This is a genomic window from Mesorhizobium sp. P2_E10 (genome assembly GCF_056404235.1).
Genome location: NZ_JBFUEK010000013.1, coordinates 47,425 through 67,592, shown reverse-complemented (window position 1 = coordinate 67,592; position 20,168 = coordinate 47,425). Strand labels below are relative to the sequence as shown.

18 protein-coding genes and 1 pseudogene are annotated in these 20,168 nt (G+C 63.7%); 9 read left to right on the top strand and 10 right to left on the bottom strand.

Annotated elements, in window-relative coordinates; translation table 11 throughout:
• Positions 1-11 precede the first annotated feature (11 nt).
• The 4 genes from AC1D0N_RS25745 to AC1D0N_RS25730 form a co-directional block, all read right to left on the bottom strand.
• A complete protein-coding gene (locus AC1D0N_RS25745; RefSeq protein ID WP_477248787.1) occupies positions 12-1,025 on the bottom strand; it encodes a substrate-binding domain-containing protein in 1,014 nt (337 codons plus the stop codon).
• Between the two features lie 97 nt (positions 1,026-1,122).
• On the bottom strand, positions 1,123-2,013 hold the full coding sequence (locus tag AC1D0N_RS25740; protein WP_477248786.1) for an SMP-30/gluconolactonase/LRE family protein: 891 nt from the start codon (positions 2,011-2,013) through the stop codon (positions 1,123-1,125).
• A gap of 182 nt (positions 2,014-2,195) precedes the next feature.
• Entirely contained in the window at positions 2,196-2,936 is a 741-nt protein-coding gene (locus AC1D0N_RS25735) for a response regulator transcription factor (RefSeq protein WP_477248785.1), read from the bottom strand.
• Positions 2,936-4,222 (bottom strand): sensor histidine kinase, encoded by a 1,287-nt coding sequence (locus AC1D0N_RS25730; protein WP_477248784.1) that lies wholly within the window; start codon positions 4,220-4,222, stop codon positions 2,936-2,938. Before AC1D0N_RS25730 ends, AC1D0N_RS25735 begins: the two co-directional genes overlap by 1 nt.
• A gap of 232 nt (positions 4,223-4,454) precedes the next feature.
• Between AC1D0N_RS25730 and AC1D0N_RS25725 the strand changes: the two genes are divergently transcribed.
• The 6 genes from AC1D0N_RS25725 (at position 4,455) to AC1D0N_RS25700 (ending at position 11,890) form a co-directional block, all read left to right on the top strand.
• Positions 4,455-6,866: a glucan 1,4-alpha-glucosidase gene (locus tag AC1D0N_RS25725; protein WP_477248783.1), complete on the top strand. Its 2,412-nt coding sequence runs from the start codon at positions 4,455-4,457 to the stop codon at positions 6,864-6,866.
• A gap of 33 nt (positions 6,867-6,899) precedes the next feature.
• A complete protein-coding gene (gene gnd / locus AC1D0N_RS25720; protein ID WP_477248782.1) occupies positions 6,900-7,916 on the top strand; it encodes a phosphogluconate dehydrogenase (NAD(+)-dependent, decarboxylating) in 1,017 nt (338 codons plus the stop codon).
• Positions 7,917-7,938: 22 nt separating this feature from the next.
• Positions 7,939-9,315 carry a glucose-6-phosphate dehydrogenase gene (zwf, locus tag AC1D0N_RS25715; protein ID WP_477248781.1) on the top strand — a complete coding sequence of 459 codons (1,377 nt, stop codon included), beginning with the start codon at positions 7,939-7,941 and terminating at the stop codon, positions 9,313-9,315.
• Positions 9,316-9,432: 117 nt separating this feature from the next.
• Complete coding sequence (locus AC1D0N_RS25710) at positions 9,433-10,137, top strand: ROK family protein (RefSeq protein ID WP_477248780.1); 705 nt, start codon at positions 9,433-9,435, stop codon at positions 10,135-10,137.
• A gap of 116 nt (positions 10,138-10,253) precedes the next feature.
• Entirely contained in the window at positions 10,254-10,709 is a 456-nt protein-coding gene (locus tag AC1D0N_RS25705; RefSeq protein WP_477248779.1) for a Ros/MucR family transcriptional regulator, read from the top strand.
• Between the two features lie 80 nt (positions 10,710-10,789).
• Positions 10,790-11,890 (top strand): aminotransferase class I/II-fold pyridoxal phosphate-dependent enzyme, encoded by a 1,101-nt coding sequence (locus tag AC1D0N_RS25700; RefSeq protein ID WP_477248778.1) that lies wholly within the window; start codon positions 10,790-10,792, stop codon positions 11,888-11,890.
• 31 nt (positions 11,891-11,921) lie between these two features.
• Here AC1D0N_RS25700 and ctlX read toward each other — a convergent pair whose 3' ends face one another.
• Complete coding sequence (gene ctlX, locus AC1D0N_RS25695; RefSeq protein ID WP_477248777.1) at positions 11,922-12,848, bottom strand: citrulline utilization hydrolase CtlX; 927 nt, start codon at positions 12,846-12,848, stop codon at positions 11,922-11,924.
• Positions 12,849-12,850: 2 nt separating this feature from the next.
• Positions 12,851-13,903 (bottom strand): ornithine cyclodeaminase, encoded by a 1,053-nt coding sequence (locus AC1D0N_RS25690; protein ID WP_477248776.1) that lies wholly within the window; start codon positions 13,901-13,903, stop codon positions 12,851-12,853.
• A 137-nt stretch (positions 13,904-14,040) separates the two neighbouring features.
• On the opposite strand from AC1D0N_RS25690, the gene AC1D0N_RS25685 reads away from it, so the two are divergent.
• Both AC1D0N_RS25685 and AC1D0N_RS25680 read left to right on the top strand, forming a co-directional pair.
• The gene (locus tag AC1D0N_RS25685) at positions 14,041-14,466 is read left to right on the top strand and encodes an Lrp/AsnC family transcriptional regulator (RefSeq protein WP_477248775.1); all 426 of its coding nucleotides are present in this window, start codon (positions 14,041-14,043) and stop codon (positions 14,464-14,466) included.
• Between the two features lie 158 nt (positions 14,467-14,624).
• On the top strand, positions 14,625-15,863 hold the full coding sequence (locus tag AC1D0N_RS25680) for an MFS transporter (protein ID WP_477248774.1): 1,239 nt from the start codon (positions 14,625-14,627) through the stop codon (positions 15,861-15,863).
• Between the two features lie 196 nt (positions 15,864-16,059).
• Here AC1D0N_RS25680 and AC1D0N_RS25675 read toward each other — a convergent pair whose 3' ends face one another.
• The 4 genes and pseudogenes from AC1D0N_RS25675 to AC1D0N_RS25660 form a co-directional block, all read right to left on the bottom strand.
• Positions 16,060-16,692, bottom strand: a complete 633-nt coding sequence (locus AC1D0N_RS25675; RefSeq protein WP_477248773.1) for a class I SAM-dependent methyltransferase — start codon at positions 16,690-16,692, stop codon at positions 16,060-16,062.
• 81 nt (positions 16,693-16,773) lie between these two features.
• A pseudogene (locus tag AC1D0N_RS25670) lies at positions 16,774-17,374 on the bottom strand (NADPH-dependent F420 reductase).
• Positions 17,375-17,405: 31 nt separating this feature from the next.
• On the bottom strand, positions 17,406-18,158 hold the full coding sequence (locus AC1D0N_RS25665) for an SDR family NAD(P)-dependent oxidoreductase (protein ID WP_477248772.1): 753 nt from the start codon (positions 18,156-18,158) through the stop codon (positions 17,406-17,408).
• A gap of 43 nt (positions 18,159-18,201) precedes the next feature.
• Positions 18,202-18,936, bottom strand: a complete 735-nt coding sequence (locus AC1D0N_RS25660) for an SDR family NAD(P)-dependent oxidoreductase (protein WP_477248771.1) — start codon at positions 18,934-18,936, stop codon at positions 18,202-18,204.
• Positions 18,937-19,167: 231 nt separating this feature from the next.
• Here AC1D0N_RS25660 and AC1D0N_RS25655 point away from each other — a divergent pair, with 231 nt between their 5' ends.
• Entirely contained in the window at positions 19,168-20,091 is a 924-nt protein-coding gene (locus AC1D0N_RS25655) for a LysR family transcriptional regulator (protein WP_477248770.1), read from the top strand.
• The last annotated feature ends 77 nt before the right edge of the window (positions 20,092-20,168 follow it).

Below are 20,168 nucleotides of genomic sequence, written 5' to 3'. Positions count from 1 at the left end.
CAGGTCAGCCATCACTTGATGTTGGCTTTGATGGCCGCGATGGCATCTTCCTGCGTGTATTCGTGGCTGGCGACGCCGCCCTTGACGATTTTTGGCAGCTCGGCCTCGAAATCGTCCTGGGTGAAGGCGAGATACGGCACCAAGAGATCGTGCGGGATGTCGGTGCGGCCGTCGAGCACCTGCTGTGCCACCCAGAAGGCGAGTGACGATACGCCGGGCGCGATCGACGCCGACCATGTCTGGTAGCCGTCCTTGTCCTTCTGCTCTTTCCACCACTGCAGTTCGTCCTGGCGATTGCCCATGATGATGGTCGGGCGCGGCTTGCCGGCGGCGGCGAAGGCCTGTGCGGCGCCATAGCCGTCACCGCCCTGGTCGACGATGCCGACGACATCCGGCAGCGACGGCAGGATGGTCGCGACCGCCTTCTGCGCCGTGGTCTGGTCCCAATCGCCGGTCACCGAGCCGACGATCTTGAACTCGGGATGGGCAGCGACGCCTTCGAGGATGCCGGCATGGATGGCATCGTCGATCGAGGTGCCGGCAAGGCCACGGATTTCCAAGAGATTGCCGCCCTTGGGCTGGAACTTGGCCATCTGCTCGACTTCCTGCTTGCCCATGTCCTTGAAGTCGACGACGACGCGGTAGGCGCAAGGTTCGGTGACGGTGCCGTCGAAGGAAACGACGGTGATGCCGGCATCGCAGGCCTGCTTGATAGCGCCGTTGAGCGCATCCGGCGATGCCGCGTTGATGACGATGGCGTCATAGCCCTGCAGGATCAGGTTCTGCACCTGGGCCGCCTGGGTCGGCACTTCCTTGTCGGCGGTGGTGAAGATGTCGGCCGCGCCGACCACCTTGTCGGCGACCGCCTTCTTGGTGACGATGCCATAGCTGTCGAGCATCGCCTGCCGCCACGAATTGCCGGCATAATTGTTGGAGAAGGCGATCTTCTTGCCACTGGTGTCTGCAAGCGCCGTACCTGAGGCCAGCATGGCCGCCAGGGTACTCAAGACCAGTAGTTTCTTCATGTCATAGTCCTCCTATGTGATGTTGACTGCTGCACTTGCCACCGGCTTTCAGGCCGGCGGACCTCCCGTTCCGATTTGAGCACGGATGATCCCGGACTCAAAACAGTCTCAACCCCGGCACACGAACCCTTAGCCGGTAAAGCGACGTCGACGCGGCGATGTAGAGGCTCTTCAGATCCTCGTCGCCGAAGGTGAAATTCGCACACTCTTCCGGCGTCGCGATGACACCCAGAATGTCGCCTGAGGCATCGAAGACATGGATACCGCCGGGACCGGTGCAGTAGAGATTGCCGCGGCTGTCGATCTTCATGCCGTCCGGCGCTCCCGGCTCCGCACCTTCGGTCGCGGCCCATACGGCGCCGCCGTTCAGACCGCCATTCGCTTCGACCCCGAACACCCTGATATGGCCGCGCTCGGTGTCGTTGATGAACAGCCGCGACTCGTCGAGCGAGAAGCACAGCCCGTTCGGCTGGGCGAAATCCTCGGCAACCAGCGTCAGCCGGGCGCCGTCGCCGTCGATCCGGTAGACGCCCTGGAAGGGCAGTTCCTGGGGTCTTGGCACGCCGTAAAACTCCATCCGGCCAAAACCCGGATCGGTGAAGTAGATCGACCCGCTGGTGGCGACGACGATGTCGTTGGGGCTGTTGAGTTGCTTGTCGCCGTGATGCGTGGCCAGCACCGTCGTGCCGCCGTTCGGTTCGGCGCGGGTGACGCGGCTTGTCGCATGCTCGCAGGTGACCAGCCGGCCCTGGCGATCGAGCGTGTTGCCATTGGCCTTGTGGCTCGGCTCCCGGAACAGTTCGACCTCACCCGAGGGGCTTCGCCGATACATGCGGCTTTCCGGAATGTCGCTGAACACCAGCCATTTCTCGTAGGGGTGCCACACCGGCCCTTCGATGAAGCCGAAGCCGCTCGCCAGCCTTTCCATGGCCGCGTTGCCGACAACGTCGCCGAAACCGGAATGGCGGGCACCCACCGACGCAGCCATCATTGGCTCTTCGGTTCGCCCAGGAGCATCCATATGCTGGCGAATGGCATAAGCGTTTCCCGTATATCTTCTTGTTGTTGGGGTGAGGTTAGTCGTCGCTCCGCAGGAGCGATACCGGCCTACCCGCGGCAACGACTGTGTGTTTGCACAGTCACAGCCAGATCCGATGATTTTCTACGGGATCAATGGCCCTGCGGCGGCGCCGCGTTGGCCAGCCAGGCGTCGAGGCGGTCCTGTTCGCGGCGCAACGCATCGACATTGATCAGCCCCCTCGCCATGGCGAGATAGATCGCCCGCGTGCGCGAGTTGAAGACCGAGGCATCGCTGGCACCGTCCTCGACCGGCACGATGCCAAGCTTTTCGTAGACATGCTTGATGCGGCTCTGCGCGCCGCGGATCGACAGCCCCCGACGCGACGCAATGGCCCGGTCGGTGAGGCCGAGCGCGATATCGATCAGGCTTTCATACTCGCCATCGGTGATGCCTTCAAAGCGATCCTGGACGCGGTGCTGGATGCCGCGGATCTCGCGGTCAATGATACAGTGGCCTTCGCGGAAAACGCCGCGCAAGGCCGAGCGCATGCCCTCTTCCGTCGCCGATTTCAGCACATAGCCATAGACCGAACCGGGCGGCACGATGCGCGCCACCCCTCGGACATAGGCTTCGTCGGCAAAATTCGACCAGAACAGGATATGCGTGCCGGCAGAGCGGCTCCAGATCGAGCGGGCGACCTCGATCCCCGTCGCCTTGGGCAGTTGCAGGTCGAGCACGACATGCGCCGGCTGGCGCTCGGCCGCCAGATTGATGGCGTCCTCGCCGTCGCCGGCCTCGATCACCTCGACGTCGCCGGGCCATAATTGCTCGACGGTTTGCCGCGCGAATGTGCGGTGCAGCCCGTCATTCTCGGCGATCATGACCAGCATCATAGTGCCTCCGACACAACGCGGTGTTCAGCCGCTACAGCAGGCGGCATGGCCGCCTTGCCTTGCAAGGGCTGGCGGTCGATCTCGATGACCACCCGCGTCCCGCTGCTCTTCCGGTTCGCCCGGCCGATGCGCAGGCGCGCGCCGATAAGCGCTGCCCTTGTATGCATATGGCCGATGCCGCCATGCGCGGCCGGATCGACCGTGCCACAGCCCTGGCCGTCATCGGTGACGACGACGCGCAGCACAGTCTCGGTGGCATCCAGCAGCACGTCGATGCGGTGCGGCGCGGCGTGACGAACCGCATTGTTGATGGCTTCCTGGACGATCCGGTATAGCGCCGTGCGCATCGGCTCCGACAGGCTGTCGGCGCTGCCGGCGCTGGTGTCGGCGATGCGCACGGCAATCGGCGGCTTGGCCCTGGCGACGCTGCGGTTGAGATGCGCTTCGACGGCATCGCGCAGGCCGAACAGCTCGAGCACGCTCGGCCGCATGTCGTCGACGATGTGGCGCAATTCGGTGAGGCAGCCGACGACCTCCTGTTCGAGATCGGCAAGCTGCGCCGCCCGCGCCACGCCCTGGCTGCGAAACGCCGAGACCTGGCGCGCGATCCGGGCAAGGTCGCCAAGCGTCTGGTCATGCAGGTCCATGGCCATGCGGCGACGTTCCCGCTCCATGCCTTCGGTCAGTTGCGAGGCGCCGACCCTGAGCAGCTCGACCCGGTTGTGCGCTTCGCTTTCGGCGAGCATGGCGCGGCGCGCCTCCTCGGTCTGGATCAGCGCAAAGATATAGGGCGCGATCAGATCGGCGCATTGCTGGGCCACCGCGACATCGGCAAGCGTGTAGCAGCCGACCTCATGCCGGCTGATATTGAGGGCGCCAATGATGCCGCCCCGCGCCTTGAGCGGCACGACGATGCGGCTGCGCAGCCTGGCGGCGAAGATCGGCCCGTCGATCGCTTTGTCGAAATGGAAGCGCTGGTCGCACAGCGCGTCGTCGGAAAGCAGATAGGGCACCTCGCCCCACAGGATCGAGCGTATCGGGCTGACCTCGGTCGGCAACGGATGCTGCGCCAGCTCGCTCCAGCTGGTGTGGAAGCCGGCCTCGTAGCAGGCATGCTTGCGCCCATCCTGCGACAGCACCGCCAGATCGACGTGATCGTGCGGAATGAGCGTGCCGATCTCGATGGCGGTTGCGCGAAATGCCGAGCCCGGGTCGATATGGCCGGCCAGCGCCTGCGAAATGGCCAGCAGCCGGTCGATCAGCATGGGAGATACATCCGACATCGTTTTGAGACCCTCCCATGACACCTGAACAAACTACGCTATGCGAGCCGCGACGCTTCTCGCGCCGCCAATCCCCGAATTTCGTCAGGCCTCCCCTGCGGCCGGAATAGTGGGCACCTGTGACCGGCGCTGTCAACGACGCCTCCGTCGCGGCGGTCGATCAACTTGCGGTGCATCAATTGAAAAGGGTTCGCGTCCTGGTCTAGGGAGTAAGCTGGAGACCAAAGCAAAAATGGCAGTGACGCCGACAGTTGCGCCGGGCGCACCCGGAATCCCAGCGCGCTGGACGTCGAGCGCCAAGAGCGGCGTTGGCGCCGCCCTTTCACCGGCCAGCCGCGTCTGGTTCACACTCAGCCACGGCATTCTCAACGAAGTCTACTATCCGCGCCTCGACAGCGCCTGCACGCGCGACATGGGGCTGCTGGTGACCGGCGCTGGCGGCTATTTCTCCGAGGAAAAGCGCGACGCCGAACACCAGGTCGAACCGTTCGAGGACGGCGTGCCGGCCTACCGGCTGGTGAACACCGCGGCCGACGGCGCCTGGCGGATCGAAAAGCGCATCGTTACGGATCCGAAACGCCCCGTTTTGCTGCAGGAGATCACCTTCACGCCGCTCAAGGGCGCGGGCCACCGCGTCTACGCACTTCTGGCGCCGCATCTCGTCAATGCCGGCATGGGCAACACTGCCTGGATCGACGACCATCATGGAAAAACGATGCTGTTTGCATCGGGTCGCGGCGTCTGCCTGGCGCTCGCCTCGTCGCTGCCCTGGGGAGACTGCTCGGCCGGCTATGTCGGTGTCTCCGACGGCTGGCAGCAACTCAACCACAGCGGCCGTCTCGATCCGGCTTGGCAAAGAGCCGAGGACGGCAATGTCGCGCTGACCGGCGAGATCGGCTTTTCCCCCGCAAATCCGAAAGCCTTGCTGGCGCTTGGCTTCGGCGCCACCCCGCAAGAGGCGGCGGACCATGCCGCAGCCAGCCTTGGCCAAGGGTTTGAGCCTGCCGCCATGGCCTATGTCGAGACGTGGCGCAAATGGCAGGCCGGCCTGCTGCCGCTCGACCGCCATGACCAAACCGGCCTCAACACCTATCGCGTCAGCACGGCGGTTCTGGCAACGCACCGGTCTCTCGCCAAGCCCGGCGCGGCCGTCGCCAGCTTGTCCATCCCGTGGGGCTTCAGCAAGGGTGACGACGATCTCGGCGGCTATCATCTGGTCTGGCCGCGCGATCTGGTGGAAACCGCGGGCGGTTTCCTGGCAGCCGGCGACGCCGAGGCGGCGTTGCAGACCCTCGCCTATCTCCGCTCCATCCAGCAGCCGGACGGCCATTGGCCGCAGAACGTCTGGCTCGACGGCTCACCCTATTGGCCAGGCATCCAGATGGACGAATGCGCCTTCCCGCTGCTGCTCGCCGACGCGCTGCGCCGCGCCGGCCACTTGCCGCCGGCCGCGCTGACTTCCTTCATGCCGATGATCGAGAAGGCGGCCTCCTACGTCGTCCGCAACGGTCCGGTCACCGGCGAGGACCGCTGGGAAGAGGACGCCGGCTATAGCCCGTTCACGCTGGCAGTCGAGATCGCCGCATTGCTCGCCGCCGCCGATATGTTCGAGGCTTGCGGAAAAGCAGAGCCGGCTAATTATCTGCGTGAAACCGCCGACAGCTGGAACGACCAGATCGAGCGCTGGACCTATGTCAGCGGTACGGATTTGTGCGCCGAGCATGGCGTCAGCGGCTACTATGTCCGCATCGCACCGCCCGACGATGCCGGCGCGGCGTCGCCGAAGGACGGCTTTGTGCCCATCAAGAACCGCCCGCCCGGCGACACAGACCGGCCTGCCGAAGCCATCATCAGCCCGGATGCACTGGCGCTTGTCCGCTTCGGTCTCAGGGCAGCCGACGACCCCCGCATCGTTGACACGCTCAGGGTCATCGACGCGCAATTGCGCATCGATCTGCCGCGAGGGCCGCTCTGGTATCGCTATACCGGTGACGGCTACGGCGAGCATGCCGACGGCGCGCCTTTCGACGGAACCGGCATAGGCCGGCCGTGGCCGTTGCTGGTCGGCGAACGCGCCCACTACGAGCTGGCGGCGGGGCGCAAGGACCAGGCAGCGGACCTGCTCGAGACATTCGAGGCCTCCGCCGGGGTCAGCGGCCTGCTGCCGGAGCAGGTCTGGGATGGTCCCGATATGCCGGAGCGCGAATTCCGCCACGGCGGGCCATCGGGCAGCGCCATGCCGCTGGTCTGGGCGCATTCGGAGCACATCAAGCTGTTGCGCTCGCTCAGCGACGGCGCGGTCTTCGACATGCCGCCGCAAGGCGTCAAGCGCTACATCAGGGACAAGACCGTGTCGCCGCTGCGGACATGGCGCTTCAACAACAAGCCGCGCACCATCCCCGCCGGCAAGCTATTGCGCGTGGAGCTTCCGGCGCGCGGCGTGGTCCACTGGACAAGCGACAAATGGCTGACTGTGCAAGACAGCAAGACCGCGGAGAATACCTTTGGCATCCATCTGGTGGATCTGCCTGTTGGCGGTATTCCGCCGCGCGAGACCATTGTCTTCACTTTTTTCTGGCCCGATACCGGCCGTTGGGAGAGTGTCGACTTTTCCGTCGGCATAGACGCGCCGGACAGCCCGTAAAGCTTCGATTCCTCAAGAAACCAGGACGAGACCATGCAGATCGGAATGATGGGACTGGGCAGGATGGGCGCCAACATGGTGCGCCGCCTGATGCGCGATGGCCATGAATGCGTCGTCTATGACATCAACGCGGCAAGCGTCGCCGCACTGGTCAAGGATGGCGCCATCGGTGCTGCCTCGATGGAGGAATTCGTCGGCAAGCTGTCCAAGCCGCGCAGCGCCTGGCTGATGCTGCCGGCGGCGATCACCGGCAGGATCGCCGACCAGGTGGCAGCGCTGATGGAACCCGGCGACATCATCATCGATGGCGGCAATTCCTACTACCACGACGCCGTCGACCAGGCGGCTGAGCTGGCGGCCAAGGGCCTGAACTATGTCGATGTCGGCACCAGCGGCGGCGTCTGGGGGCTAGAGCGCGGCTACTGCCTGATGATCGGCGGTCCCGACGAGGCGGTGCGCCATCTCGATCCGATCTTTGCCACGCTGGCGCCGGGCCTCGATGCCGGTGCGCCGGCTCCCGACAAGGCCGCCGGAACCGCGCCGTTCGGCTATCTGCATTGCGGACCGAGCGGCGCCGGCCATTTCGTCAAGATGGTCCACAACGGCATCGAATATGGCGTCATGGCCGCCTATGCCGAAGGCATGAACATCCTGAAGTCGGCCAATGCCGGCAAAAGGCAGCGCACGGCCGACGCCGAAACCAGCCCGCTGGAGAACCCGAAATACTATCAATTCGACATCGACCTTCCCCAGGTCGCCGAGGTCTGGCGACATGGCAGCGTCATCGGTTCCTGGTTGCTCGACCTGACCGCAGGCGCACTGAAGAGCGACCCGGCGCTGGCGCAATTCGGTGGCCGGGTCTCGGATTCCGGCGAAGGCCGCTGGACGCTGAAGGCGGCGATCGACACCGGGGTGCCGGCGCCGGTGCTGTCCTCGGCGCTGTTCGACCGTTTCTCCTCGCAAGGCGAATCCGAATTCTCCGACAAGCTCCTGTCCGCCATGCGCTACGCCTTCGGCGGCCATGTCGAGAAACCGAAGGCCGGCTCGTGACGGTGGCGAGGGAGGCACGCTCATGAGCCAGGAACGCTCCGACACACTGGTGCTTTTCGGCGCCACCGGCGATCTCGCCCACAAGAAGATCTTTCCGGCACTTTACCAGATGGTCGCCAAGGGGACGCTGAGCGAGCCGGTGATCGGCGTTGCCTTCGATCCCTGGGACCTCGGCCAGCTGCAGGCGCGCGCCCGCGACGGCATCATCGCAGCACTTGGCAGCATCGATGACGCGGTCTTCGCCAAGCTGGCCTCGCAGCTGCGCTATGTCAGCGGCGATTACCGCAACGGCGCCACGTTCGAAAAACTGAAAAACGCGCTTGGCGCGGCCCAGCGGCCGCTGCACTACATGGCGGTGCCGCCGACCATGTTCGAGACCGTCGTCCAGGGGCTGGAGCAGTCGGGCACCGCGCATGGCGCGCGGCTGATGGTGGAAAAGCCGTTCGGCCACGATCTGCAATCGGCGCGCTGGCTGAACCGGGTGCTGCATCTGGTCTTCGACGAACAATCGATCTTCCGCATCGACCACTATCTCGGCAAGGAAGCGATCCAGAACCTGCTCTATTTCCGCTTCGCCAATTCCTTCCTCGAGCCGATCTGGAACCGCAATTTCGTCGAAAGCGTCCAGATCACCATGGCCGAGGATTTCGGCGTCGAGGGTCGTGGCCGCTTCTATGACGATGTCGGCGCTATCCGGGACGTCATCGAAAACCATCTGCTCAACATCCTGCTGTTGCTCGCCATGGAACCGCCGGTCGGCCGCTCCGCCGACGACCTGATCGACGAGAAGGTGCAGGTGCTCAGGGCCATCCGCACGCTGACCAAAGACGATGTCGTGCGCGGCCAGTTCAACGGCTATCTGGCCGAGCCCGGCGTGGCGCCGAATTCGCCGGTCGAGACTTTTGCGGCTGTCCGCTTCTTCGTCGACACCTGGCGCTGGCAGGACGTGCCCTTCTTCATCCGCGCCGGCAAGAACATGCCGGTGCATGTCACCGAAGTGGTGGTGCGGCTGAAGCGGCCGCCCCTCGACGTCTTCGATCCGATCAAGCCCACCGACCAGAACTACGTCCGCTTCCGCATCGATCCGCAGGTGGTGATCGCCATCGGCGCCCAGCGCAAGGCGCCCGGCGACGACATGGTTGGCGAGCAGGTGGAACTGACGGCGCTCGACGACTCGAAGAGTGACATGCCGCCCTATGAGCGGCTGATCGGCGACGCCATGAACGGCAACGGCCAATTGTTCACCCGCCAGGATGCCAGCGAACTCGCCTGGCGCATCGTCGGCCCGGTGCTCGGCGACACCACACCACCGCATATCTATGAGCCCAGGACATGGGGACCGGCCGATGTGATGGCCGGGTTCGGGCCGCCCAATGGTTGGATCGATCCGGTAAAGTAATCCAGAGCATGATCCCGAAAAGTGGGACCCGGTTTTCGGAAAAGATCATGCTTAAACAAAAAGATAGAGCCCCATTCCGATTCCATCGGGATGGAACAGGCTCTAGGAGGTGAAGCAATGGCCAAAGCGGTGAAACAACCGGCAGCAGGCACGGAGCCGGTCGTGCTGGCGATCGATATTGGCGGCTCGCACGTCAAGATCCTGACCAGCGCCGGCGGCGAGGAACGCCGGGCCGATTCCGGACCGGGACTGACGCCGCAGCAGATGATCGCGACGGTGAAGACATTGGCCGAGGGCCTGCCCTACGACGTCATCTCGATGGGTTACCCCGGCCCGGTGACCCACAACCGGCCGATGATCGACCCGGCCAATCTCGGCAAGGGCTGGGCCGGCTATGATTTCGCCGCCGCCTTCGGCAAACCCGTAAAAGTGGTCAATGACGCGCTGATGCAGGCGATCGGCAGCTATGAAGGCGGACGCATGCTGTTCCTCGGCCTGGGCACCGGCCTCGGCGCCGCGATGATCGTCGACAACGTCGCCCAGCCGATGGAGCTGGCGCACCTTCCCTACAAAAAGGGGAAAAGCTTCGAGGACTATGTCGGCGAACGCGGCCTTGAAAAGCGCGGCAAGAAGAAGTGGCACAAATACGTCTTCGACGTCGTCGATCGGCTTCGCGCCGCCATGCAGCCGGACTACGTGGTCATTGGCGGCGGCAATGTCGACAAACTCGACGAATTGCCTGAGGACAGCAGGCGCGGCGACAACACGCGCGCCTTCGAAGGCGGCTTTCGCCTGTGGCGCGACAAGGCGCTTATCGTCTGATATTAGTCCAGTTTAGTATAGTCGTTCAAAATAACGTGTGATTTAGCGCGAAATCATTGCGTTGTGCAGATTTGCCGACTAGGAATTCCGCCACCCCCGCCGATGGAGAAAATAGATTGTCCGACGATAGCAACAACACCAGCAAAGACGACCTGCTAGAACTGACGGCTCACATCGTGTCCGCCTATGTCGAGAAGAACCGCTTGCCAGCTTCCGGCCTGAGCGACCTTATCGCCAGCGTCAGCGCCTCGATCAGCGGGCTCGGACAACCGGTGACCCCGGTCGCCGCGCCGCTCGTCCCCGCGGTCAATCCGAAGAAGTCGGTGACCCCGGACTACATCATCTGCCTCGAAGACGGCAAACGGTTCAAATCCCTGAAGCGTCATCTCGGCGTGCATTTCGGACTGACGCCGGAGGCCTATCGCACCAAATGGAGCCTGCCGTCCGACTATCCGATGGTCGCCCCCAATTATGCGGCTTCGCGCTCGGCGCTGGCCAAGTCGATCGGTCTTGGCCGCAAGGCCGCCGAACCAGCGCCCGTCAAGCGTCAGGCCAGGAAGGCTAAGGCCTAGGCTGGCAGCAGAATCCTCGCTAAGCAGGCTGGTGGTTCTGCCGGCGGTCCCTCGACGGCAGATGTCGGGGGAGTGCCGCCATGAACTACGCCAGGATGGTGATCGAGAAAGAGGCGCCGGAGGAGTACGGCTACGACCGTATCCGCTACAACCTCTCCGAAAGCTCGATCGGCGACCAAAAACTTTCCGACATCGGCCTGTCGCTGCCCGATCTGACGCTGTTCTATGGCGAGCATCGCGGCGACAAGGAATTGCGCGCCCTGATCGCGGCGCAGGACGAAGGCATCTCGCCTGACGATGTGCTGGTCACCGCCGGTGCGGCGGGCGCGCTGTTCATCATCTCGACCTCGCTTCTGTCCGAGCGCGACCACCTCGTCGTCATCAGGCCCAACTACGCCACCAACATCGAGACGCCAAAGGCGATCGGCTGCGCCATCTCCTATGTCGATCTGAATTTCGACGAGGGTTTTGCCATCGATGTCGGCAGCGTCACAGCGGCCATGCGGCCGAATACAAAGCTGATCAGCGTCACCTGTCCGCACAACCCGACCGGCACGATGATGCGCCAGGCCGATCTCGACGCGCTGGTGGCGCTGGCCGAGGCTAGCGGCTGCCATCTGCTGGTCGACGAAACCTATCGCGACCTTTCCTATGGAACGCGCCTGCCGACCGCCGCCTCGCTGAGCCCGCGCGCGATCAGCGTCTCGTCGCTGTCGAAAGCTTTTGGCATTCCCGGCATCCGCATCGGCTGGCTGGTCACCCGCGACGTAGCACTTCAGGAAAAGTTCCTCGCCGCCAAGGAGCAGATCGGCATCTGCGGCAGCGTCATCGACGAAGGCATTGCGCGCGGCATGCTTGAACGTCGCGACATTTTCCTCGCGGCGCTGCTGCCTGAAATGGCCAGGCGACGCGACATCGTCCAGGCCTGGATCGACCGCGAACCGCTGGTCGACTGGGTGCGGCCGGAAGGCGGCGTCGTCGGCTTCCCCAGGCTCAAGGTCAATCCCGGTTTCGACCTCGACCGCTTCTATGTGAACCTGCTGGAGAACCAGGGCACCTATGTCGGACCCGGCCACTGGTTCGACATGCCGAAAAGTTTCTTCCGCGTCGGCTTCGGCTGGCCGAAGGAAGCCGAATTGCGCGGCGGCCTCGACGCCATTTCCGCTGCGCTGCGTTCCTGAGCGCCGCGTTCAGATTTCCTGCAGGCCCGGGTTACCGCTGCGCCAGATGGATTCCCGCCAGCATGCAGCGGACCGATCCGCCCGCGAGTTCTATGGTCGGAATGTCGAGGCTGATGGGCGCAATGCAGTTTTCGATGGCGGCGACCTGATCGGGACGAAGCGACCGCATCGCCCGCGATGAGATCGCCAGCACGCGACCGTCGCGCCCCTGCAGTTCAAGCGCGTTGCCCGCGAACGCCTCGATCTGCTCTTCTGTCAGGTCGACGACTATGCGGCCGCCCGCTTCCAGCCGTTCGCGCACTTCGGCCCGCCGGCGGTCCGACATGATGCTGGCGAGACCGATGAGGCAGAGTTCGGTGCCAAGGCACATCATCACATTGGTGTGGTAGATCGGCCGCCCGGATCGGTCGAAGGCATCGAACAGCATCGGTTCGAAGTTGAAATGCGTACAGAAGCGCTCCAGCGCCACCTCGTTGGTGCGGTTCGACCGGGCGGCATAAGCGACACGCTCGATATGGTCGAGGACCATGGCGCCGGTGCCTTCGAGAAAAATACCATCCTGCTCCAGTCCGGAATAGTCGATGATGTCCTGGACGCGGTAATGCCGCTTGAGGAACTCGATGATGTCCCATCGCCGTTCCGCCTGCCGGCTGGGCGAAAACATCGGATAGACCGCGATATGGCCGCCGGAATGGGTCGAGAACCAGTTGTTGGGGAAGACCGAATCCGGACGCCCGTCGGTCTCGTCCTCAAAGAGATGGACGGTGACGCCGGCCGCCTCGAGGCGCGCCGCCATGCGCGTCGATTCCTGATAGGCCTCGGCGCTGATCAGGGCGTCCGTCCGCGTTCCGTCACGGTTCTGGAACGCGTTGTCGGCGGCGGTCGCCTCGTTGGGGGTGAAGTGATGCGGGCGGATCATGACGACCCCGCGCGGCGCCTGTGCGGAAACGGAACGCATGGTCATTGCGCCGCGCAAGCCGAAACCCCGTCGCCGGCGGCAGGCGCCGACAGCAGGCCGAACAGATTGCGTGGATCGGCTGGCTGCGCCAGAAGGTCGATGTCGACGAAGAAATCCGTGCCTTGCACCCTGTCCATGAGGAAGCGGAGCGCGGAAAAATCCTCGATGGCGAAACCGACCGAATCGAAGATCGTCACCTGCCGGTCGCTCCATCGGCCGGACGCGTGGCCGGCGATGACCCGCCACAGTTCATTGACCGGGTAGTCCGACGGCATCTGCTGGATTTCGCCCTCGATGCGGGTCTGCTCGGGAAATTCGACAAAGACGTCGGCGCGCAGCAGGATATCGCGCTGCAGTTCGGTCTTGCCGGGGCAGTCGCCGCCGACGGCGTTGATATGAACACCGGCGCCGATCATGTTGTCCGAGAGGATCGTCGCGTACAGCTTGTCGGCGGTGATCGTGGTGATGATTTCGGCGCCAAGCACCGCCTCTTCTGTGGAGGATGCGCAGAAGATTTCGAAGCCGCGGCCGGCGATGTTGGCGCGGAACTTTTCCGTCGCCGCCGGGTCGATGTCGAAGACACGCAAGTCGCGTATGCCCAGCAGCGCCTTGAATGCCAGCGCCTGGAATTCCGACTGCGCGCCAAGTCCGATGATGGCCATCGTCCTGGCGTCGCGGCGGGCCAGATATCTGGCCGCCAACGCCGAAGTGGCGGCCGTGCGCAAGGCGGTGGTGATGGTCATTTCGGACAGAAACCGCGGATAGCCCGTTGCCACGTCCGACATCATGCCGAAGGCGGTCACAGTCTGCAGTCCGTGCAGCGTGTTTCCGGGATGGCCGTTGACGTATTTGAACCCGTAGAGATCACCATCGCTGACAGGCATCAGTTCGATCACGCCGGCGGCGGAGTGGCTGGCCAGGCGCGCGGATTTCTCGAAACTGTCCCAGCGGCGGAAGTCGGCCTCGATGTAATCGGCCAAGCCGATGATGAAGGCTTCCACCCCGATCGAATCGACCAGTCGTATCAGGTTTGCCGTGCCGACATATTGAACCATCGATGTGCTCCGCCTCGAAGAGGAATTTCTGACGAGACGAGAGCATAGGGCTGGCAAAATTTACAAGAAACCTGCAGAGTGCTCGAAATCGATGCTGGAACTAGGCAATATGTTCACCATAACCTTGCAACATTGACATGCACATCTTCGATGAAATCGACCGCCGGCTGATTTCGGTCCTCAGGGAGGACGGCCGCGCGCCCATTTCAAAGCTTGCCGACATGCTCGATATCTCGCGCGGAACGGTGCAGGCACGGCTGGACAGGCTGCTGTCGTCGGGCGCCGTGCTCGGCTTTACCGTGCGCGTGCGCCAGGACGTCGACGATCAGGCCATCCGCGCCATCATGATGGTCGAAGTCACCGGCAAATCCACCACCACCATCATCAAGCGGCTGCGCGGTATACCGGAGCTGTATTCGCTGCATACGACCAACGGCACCTGGGACCTGATCGCCGAGATCCATGCAGCGAGCCTTTCGGACTTCGACCGCGTGCTGCGTGAAGTCAGGGCTATCGATGGCATCCTCAACAGCGAAACCAGCCTGATGCTGAGCAGCGTATAGACCTCGCCAACACCGGCCGCGGGCAGAAAATCCCTTGATCCAGCGGCGATTTTAGCACACACCCCGCCGCGAACTGAGCTAAAGTTCCCGTGGCCGGACCAGCGCCCATCTGTGGAAGTGCCCCGCCGGCCAATGCAATCCCAACGGGGCCGATCTCCATGACATCTGAACAGACATCGCCTGACCAGCGCTACGCCGCCTTCCGGCACCGCGCCTTCCTCAGCTACTGGGCGGCGCGCTTCCTCACCACCTTCGCCACCATGATCGTGTCCGTCGCAGTTGGCTGGCAGGTCTACGACCTGACGCGCGATCCCTTCGATCTCGGCATTGTCGGCATCGTCCAGTTCCTGCCGTCGTTGCTCCTGGTGCTGGTCACCGGCGCCGTCGCCGATCGCTTCGGCCGCCGTTTGATCATGGCACTGTCGACACTGATTGAGGCAGGCTGTGCACTCGTTCTCCTGGCCCTGACGCTGCGCGGTCTCGTCAGTCCGCTGCCGATCTTCGCGGTGCTCGCTCTGTTCGGCGTGGCGCGCGCCTTTTTCGGACCGGCTTCGTCGTCGCTGTTCGCCAATCTGGTGCCGCCGGAGGATTTCGCCAACGCGATCGCCTGGAACTCATCCGCCTGGCAGACGGCGACCATCGTCGGCCCGGTCGCCGGCGGTCTGCTCTACGGCGTGTCGGCGGAAGCGGCCTATGCCGCGGCCGCCATCCTGATGCTTGCCGCCGCGCTGCTGATCTTCACCATCCCAAAACCCGCGCAGCGCACCGAGACCGAGAAGCCGACGCTGCACAACCTGTTTGCCGGCTTCCGCTACATCTGGAGCGAGAAGATCGTGCTTGGCGCCATCTCGCTCGATCTGTTCGCCGTGCTTCTGTCCGGCGCCTCGGCCCTGCTGCCGGTCTATGCGCGCGATATCCTTCAGCTCGGCCCGTGGGGGCTTGGCTTGCTGCGCTCGGCGCCCAGCATCGGCGCCATTTGCGTCGCCATCTGGCTGGCCGGGCATCCGCTCCGCAACCATGCGGGCATGATCATGCTGGCCGCCGCCGCGTCGTTCGGCGCCTTCACCGTGCTGTTCGGCCTGTCGACCATCACCTGGCTGTCGATCGCAGCACTCGCCTTCCTCGGCGCCACCGACATGTTCAGCGTTTACATCAGGGAGACCCTGATCCAGCTGTGGACGCCCGACCATGTGCGTGGCCGCGTCAACGCCGTCAACCAGGTCTTTGTCGGCGCTTCCAACGAGGTGGGCGAATTCCGCGCCGGCACCATGGCGGCACTGATCGGCACCGTGCCGGCGGTGGTGGTCGGCGGCGTCGGCGCGGTCGTCGTCGCCGGACTGTGGATGGTGCTGTTCCCGCAGCTGCGCAAGGTGCGCCACCTCAACGGGCGAAACTGATTTGAGCGCCGGATCTAAGCCGCTGGATGCGACGCTTGGGCATTTGGCTTGTGCCGGCAACGGCTGAGATTGGGCCGACAGCCTACGATCCGGTTCTAACCGGTGTCTGCAGTAAGCTGTCGTTGCGAAACCAACCCACAATCGGTCGTCGCACTTGTCAAAGTCGCCGACCTCATCGTTGGCGGATAGCTCAGTGTCAGATCTTCACAAACCGATAGGCGAAGCGATCGGTCTCGCCCTTGATCGAGGGATCGAACACCTTGATCGAGTGCGCATCATCCTTGTTCGCGAGTATGGTGCTTTCCGCGTCCAGCACGAAGCCGGCCGCCTCCACCTCCTCGCGGACGGATGCAGGCTCAATCCGATGCAGCGACTGGGCGTCGCTTGTGCCCGTCCCTGCGGCGGCGGCGTGGTCGACAATAACGTAGAACCCACCGGGCTTCAGCCGCTCGTGGACAACTCGATTGAACTGGGCCGCCGTCGCGCCCCTGGCCTGGATCAGCGCGGTGTGGAGATCGTGGTAGAACAGGTGCAGCCACACGATATCGGCAGGTTGCGTGGCTTCCGGCAGCGCGACGAGGTCAGCTGAGACGGCTTCGACGTTCTCTCGGCCAGGCTCCTCCGCAAGCGTCCGCATGCGGCCGACCGGATCGCTCTTGAAGTGGGCGACTTCGGCCGGCACGAAGCTGTAGACCCGCCCCTCCGGTCCGACGGAGTCGGAGAACAGACGCGTCCAATCGCCCTCGCCTGGGTAGACGTCAATGACAGTGGAGCCCGCATCTACACGTGCGAACCGGATCAACTCGGATAGCTTGGATTGGTCGTACATCGGAATCTCCTTTACGGTTGGGCATTTCGCTTGGATCGGATCGCGCCCGATCCGATCCAGGCGGTTGGCACGTCGTGTGGTTCAGTCGAACTTGACCAAGTCCTTGAAGATCAGATGCCCCCAGCTATTTCCGCGCGCCTGGACCAGCAATCCGCCTTCCGAAAGCCGGCCAAGGTTGATCGGCGCGAAACCGAGCTTTTCCGCAAGCACGCCAATCTCCGCTGCGGCGTTTTCATCGTGGCTCGCCAGGAACACGACCCTCCTGCCACCATGAACGGCCGGATCCTGATCAAAGGACGGCAGCGACCAGATGGTTGAAGCCCTTGACTAGTTTTGCGCCAGTGAATGCCTGTGCAACGAAACTGGAAGAAGGCTGTCCCCCCAGTTTTTCAGGAGGCACGCCATAGGCATTGGTCATATCGACGATGACCTTCCCCTGCCAGGTGGCGAGCGCCTTCGCGACCTCCGGGTGCGACTCGAAACGGACAGCCAAGAAGATGATGTCCGCCTTGACCGCGTCCGCCAGCTTCTTGGGGATGATCGTGCGCCCGATCGCGGCCGCATCGGCTGCAAAGCTTTCCGGGTCGCGCGTGGTCGCAACGGATACTTCGATGCCGCTGCGGGCAAACGCCTTGGCGAGGGCCTTGCCGATATTGCCGAAGCCGATAATTGCGTAGCTCATGATGTTTCCCTGATCTTGTGTAATGCCGGAGTCAGACCTGCGCCCAACCACCATCGACGGCGAGATCTATACCGGTGATGTAGGAGCTTTCATCGGAGGCGAGGAACGTCACAGCAGCCGCGATTTCCTCTGGTTTGCCCCTGCGACCCATTGGGATCTGTGAAGCAAACTGCGCGACCGCTTGCTCGGCTTGCTCAGCGGTAAGGCCGGTCGTTGTCGCCAAGGCGGGAGTCTCGATGGCGCCAGGGCTCATCGTATTGACGCGGATATTGCGGTCCTTCAGCTCCTGGGTCCAAGACCGCGAGAAGCTGCGAACAGCCGCCTTGCTTGCTGCGTAGGTGCTGAACGCTGGCAGCCCCATCACATTCGAGACCGAAGAGTTCAGAATGATCGATCCGCCGTCTCTAAAGATGGGAAGCGCCTTCTGCACCGTAAAGAACAACCCCTTCACGTTTACATCGAAGGTCTGGTCAAAATGGGCCTCAGTAGCTGCCGCGAGCGGCGCGATTGTCCCGGCGCCCGCGTTTGCGAAGAGAATGTCGATGTGACCATGTTTCTCTTTCACGGTGGCGTAGAGCCGGTCCAGATCTTCCAGGCGCGAGACGTCGCCTACGACTGTTGTGACGTTTCTCCCGATAAGGGCCGCGGCCTCCTGTAAGACTTTCTCGCGTCGCCCAACAATCACGACCTGTGCACCTTCTTCCACGAAGCGCTTGGCGGTGGCCAACCCGATCCCGCTGCTTCCGCCCGTGATGACTGCGACTTTGCCTTCAAGTTTTTTCATGATGTCTATCCTTGTGTTGCCCAGACGCGGGACCGCGCCGGGGTCAGAGTTGGGCCAGGCCGCCATCGACGGCGACCTCGCTGGCGGTCATGAAGCTGCTGTCCGACGAAGCGAGGAAGGCGGCCACGGCTCCGATCTCCGCCGGATCGGCCATGCGCTGGAGCGGAGTCATCGCGCCGTAGGCCTTCTGGCCCTCTTCGCCCAGCGCTTCCTTCGCGAGTTCGGTCGCCGTTGCCCCGGGCGACAACACGTTTACGCGGATGCCAGTGCCCTTCAGGTCCTCCGCCCAGGTCCGCGCGAGGTTGCGCACTGCCGCCTTGCTCGCGCTATAGGCAGTGAACCCCGGAGCCCCCGTGGTGCCGGCGCTCGACCCGGTCAGGATGATCGAACCGCCCTTGCCCATCAGCGGCAGCGCCTTCTGGACCGTGAAGATCGTGCCCTTCACATTGGTGTCGAAGGTTTCGTCAATGTGCTCGGCGGTGATCTTACCGAGCGCTAGCGGGCTTCCCGCCCCGGCATTGGCGAAGACGATGTCGAGGGTTCCGCGCTCGGCCTTCACCGCAGCGTAGAGTCGGTCGAGGGCGGCCTCATCCGAGACTGAGCCTTTCACCGCGCGGGCATTAGGCCCGAGGTCCGCCACAGCGGCGTCGAGCGCTTCCTGGCGGCGGCCGAAGATGAAGACGAAGGCGCCCTCCTCGACGAATCGCTTTGCTGCGGCGCGGCCGATGCCGGTGGCGCCGCCTGTGATGACGGCAGTCTTTCCATTCAATCTGGTCATGTCGTGCAGTCTCCTTGTCTCGCCGTCTCAAGTCTCTGGTTGCTCGAGTGGCCCCCCGAGACGCTGAAGATGGGTCCGCCGGAGTGAGGCGTTCAGTGCGCAAGCGCGCACATCGGTGGTGCGAAATCGATCCGGCTGGGCGGCTGATGTCAGCGTGACAGTCGCCATATCTCTGGCCGATGTGCTAGATACGGGATTTGGAAGCTGCACCGCGCGGTGCCGGATTGCACCATGATCGACTGGGATGACGTTCGCTACTTTCTTGCCGTCGCGCGCGGAGGCTCGGTGCGGGCCGCCGCCAAACGCCTTGGCGTGAACCACGCGACCGTGCTGCGACGCATCGCCCAGCTCGAGGAAAACTTGGGGGCGCAGATGTTCGAAAAGCTGCCTTCGGGGTACCGCCTGACGGCTGCGGGGGAAGAGGTCCTCGATCTCGCGCACCAGATGGAAGCGTCGTCGCATTTGCTGGAGACGCGCGTCTTCGGTCGCGACCAGAGCGCGCGCGGGCTTTTGCGGGTGACGCTTCCACCGTTCCTCGCCACACACCTGCTCATGCCGGATCTCGCCGACTTTGCGCGTTTGCATCCGGACATCGAGATGGAAATCTTGACGTCCGGCGAGGTGGCAAATCTGACCAACCGAGAGGCCGACGTCGCGATCCGTATTGTCGCCGACCGCAAGACCCTGCCTCTCAATCTGCACGGCCTGAAGGGACCGCAGTTGTTCAGCGGCGTCTATATGTCTCGCGATCGACTAGCCGCGTTGAGTGCGGGCAAGCCTGATCCCATCCGGTGGATCGTCATAGACGATCATGGAATTCCGGACTGGGCGCGCGAGGTAAACGTTCACACCACGGGAGCTCCGTTCAGGACTCCTGACGCCGAGACGCAGATCATCGCGGCGCAGCAAGGGATCGGGATGACGAAACTCCCGTGCTTCGTCGGAGATACCGACCCCCTGCTGGTGAGGGTGCCGGGCACCAACCTGCCCATGCACGGGACACTCTGGCTTCTCACGCAGGGGGAGGCACGCAAGACGAAGCGCGTGCGGCTCTTCACGGAGTTCGTATCCCGCAGGCTCGCCGCGTACACTCCGCTTCTCGCGGGTCTGTCAGTATCGCGCGAGGCGACGGTGCAGCCGTCGCCGGCCGGATGACCGAATGGCGGCGCAAAGCGGTCGTCCACGCCTCGGCGAACGTAAGTAGTCTTTGGCTCAAGCTAGACCGTTCAGAG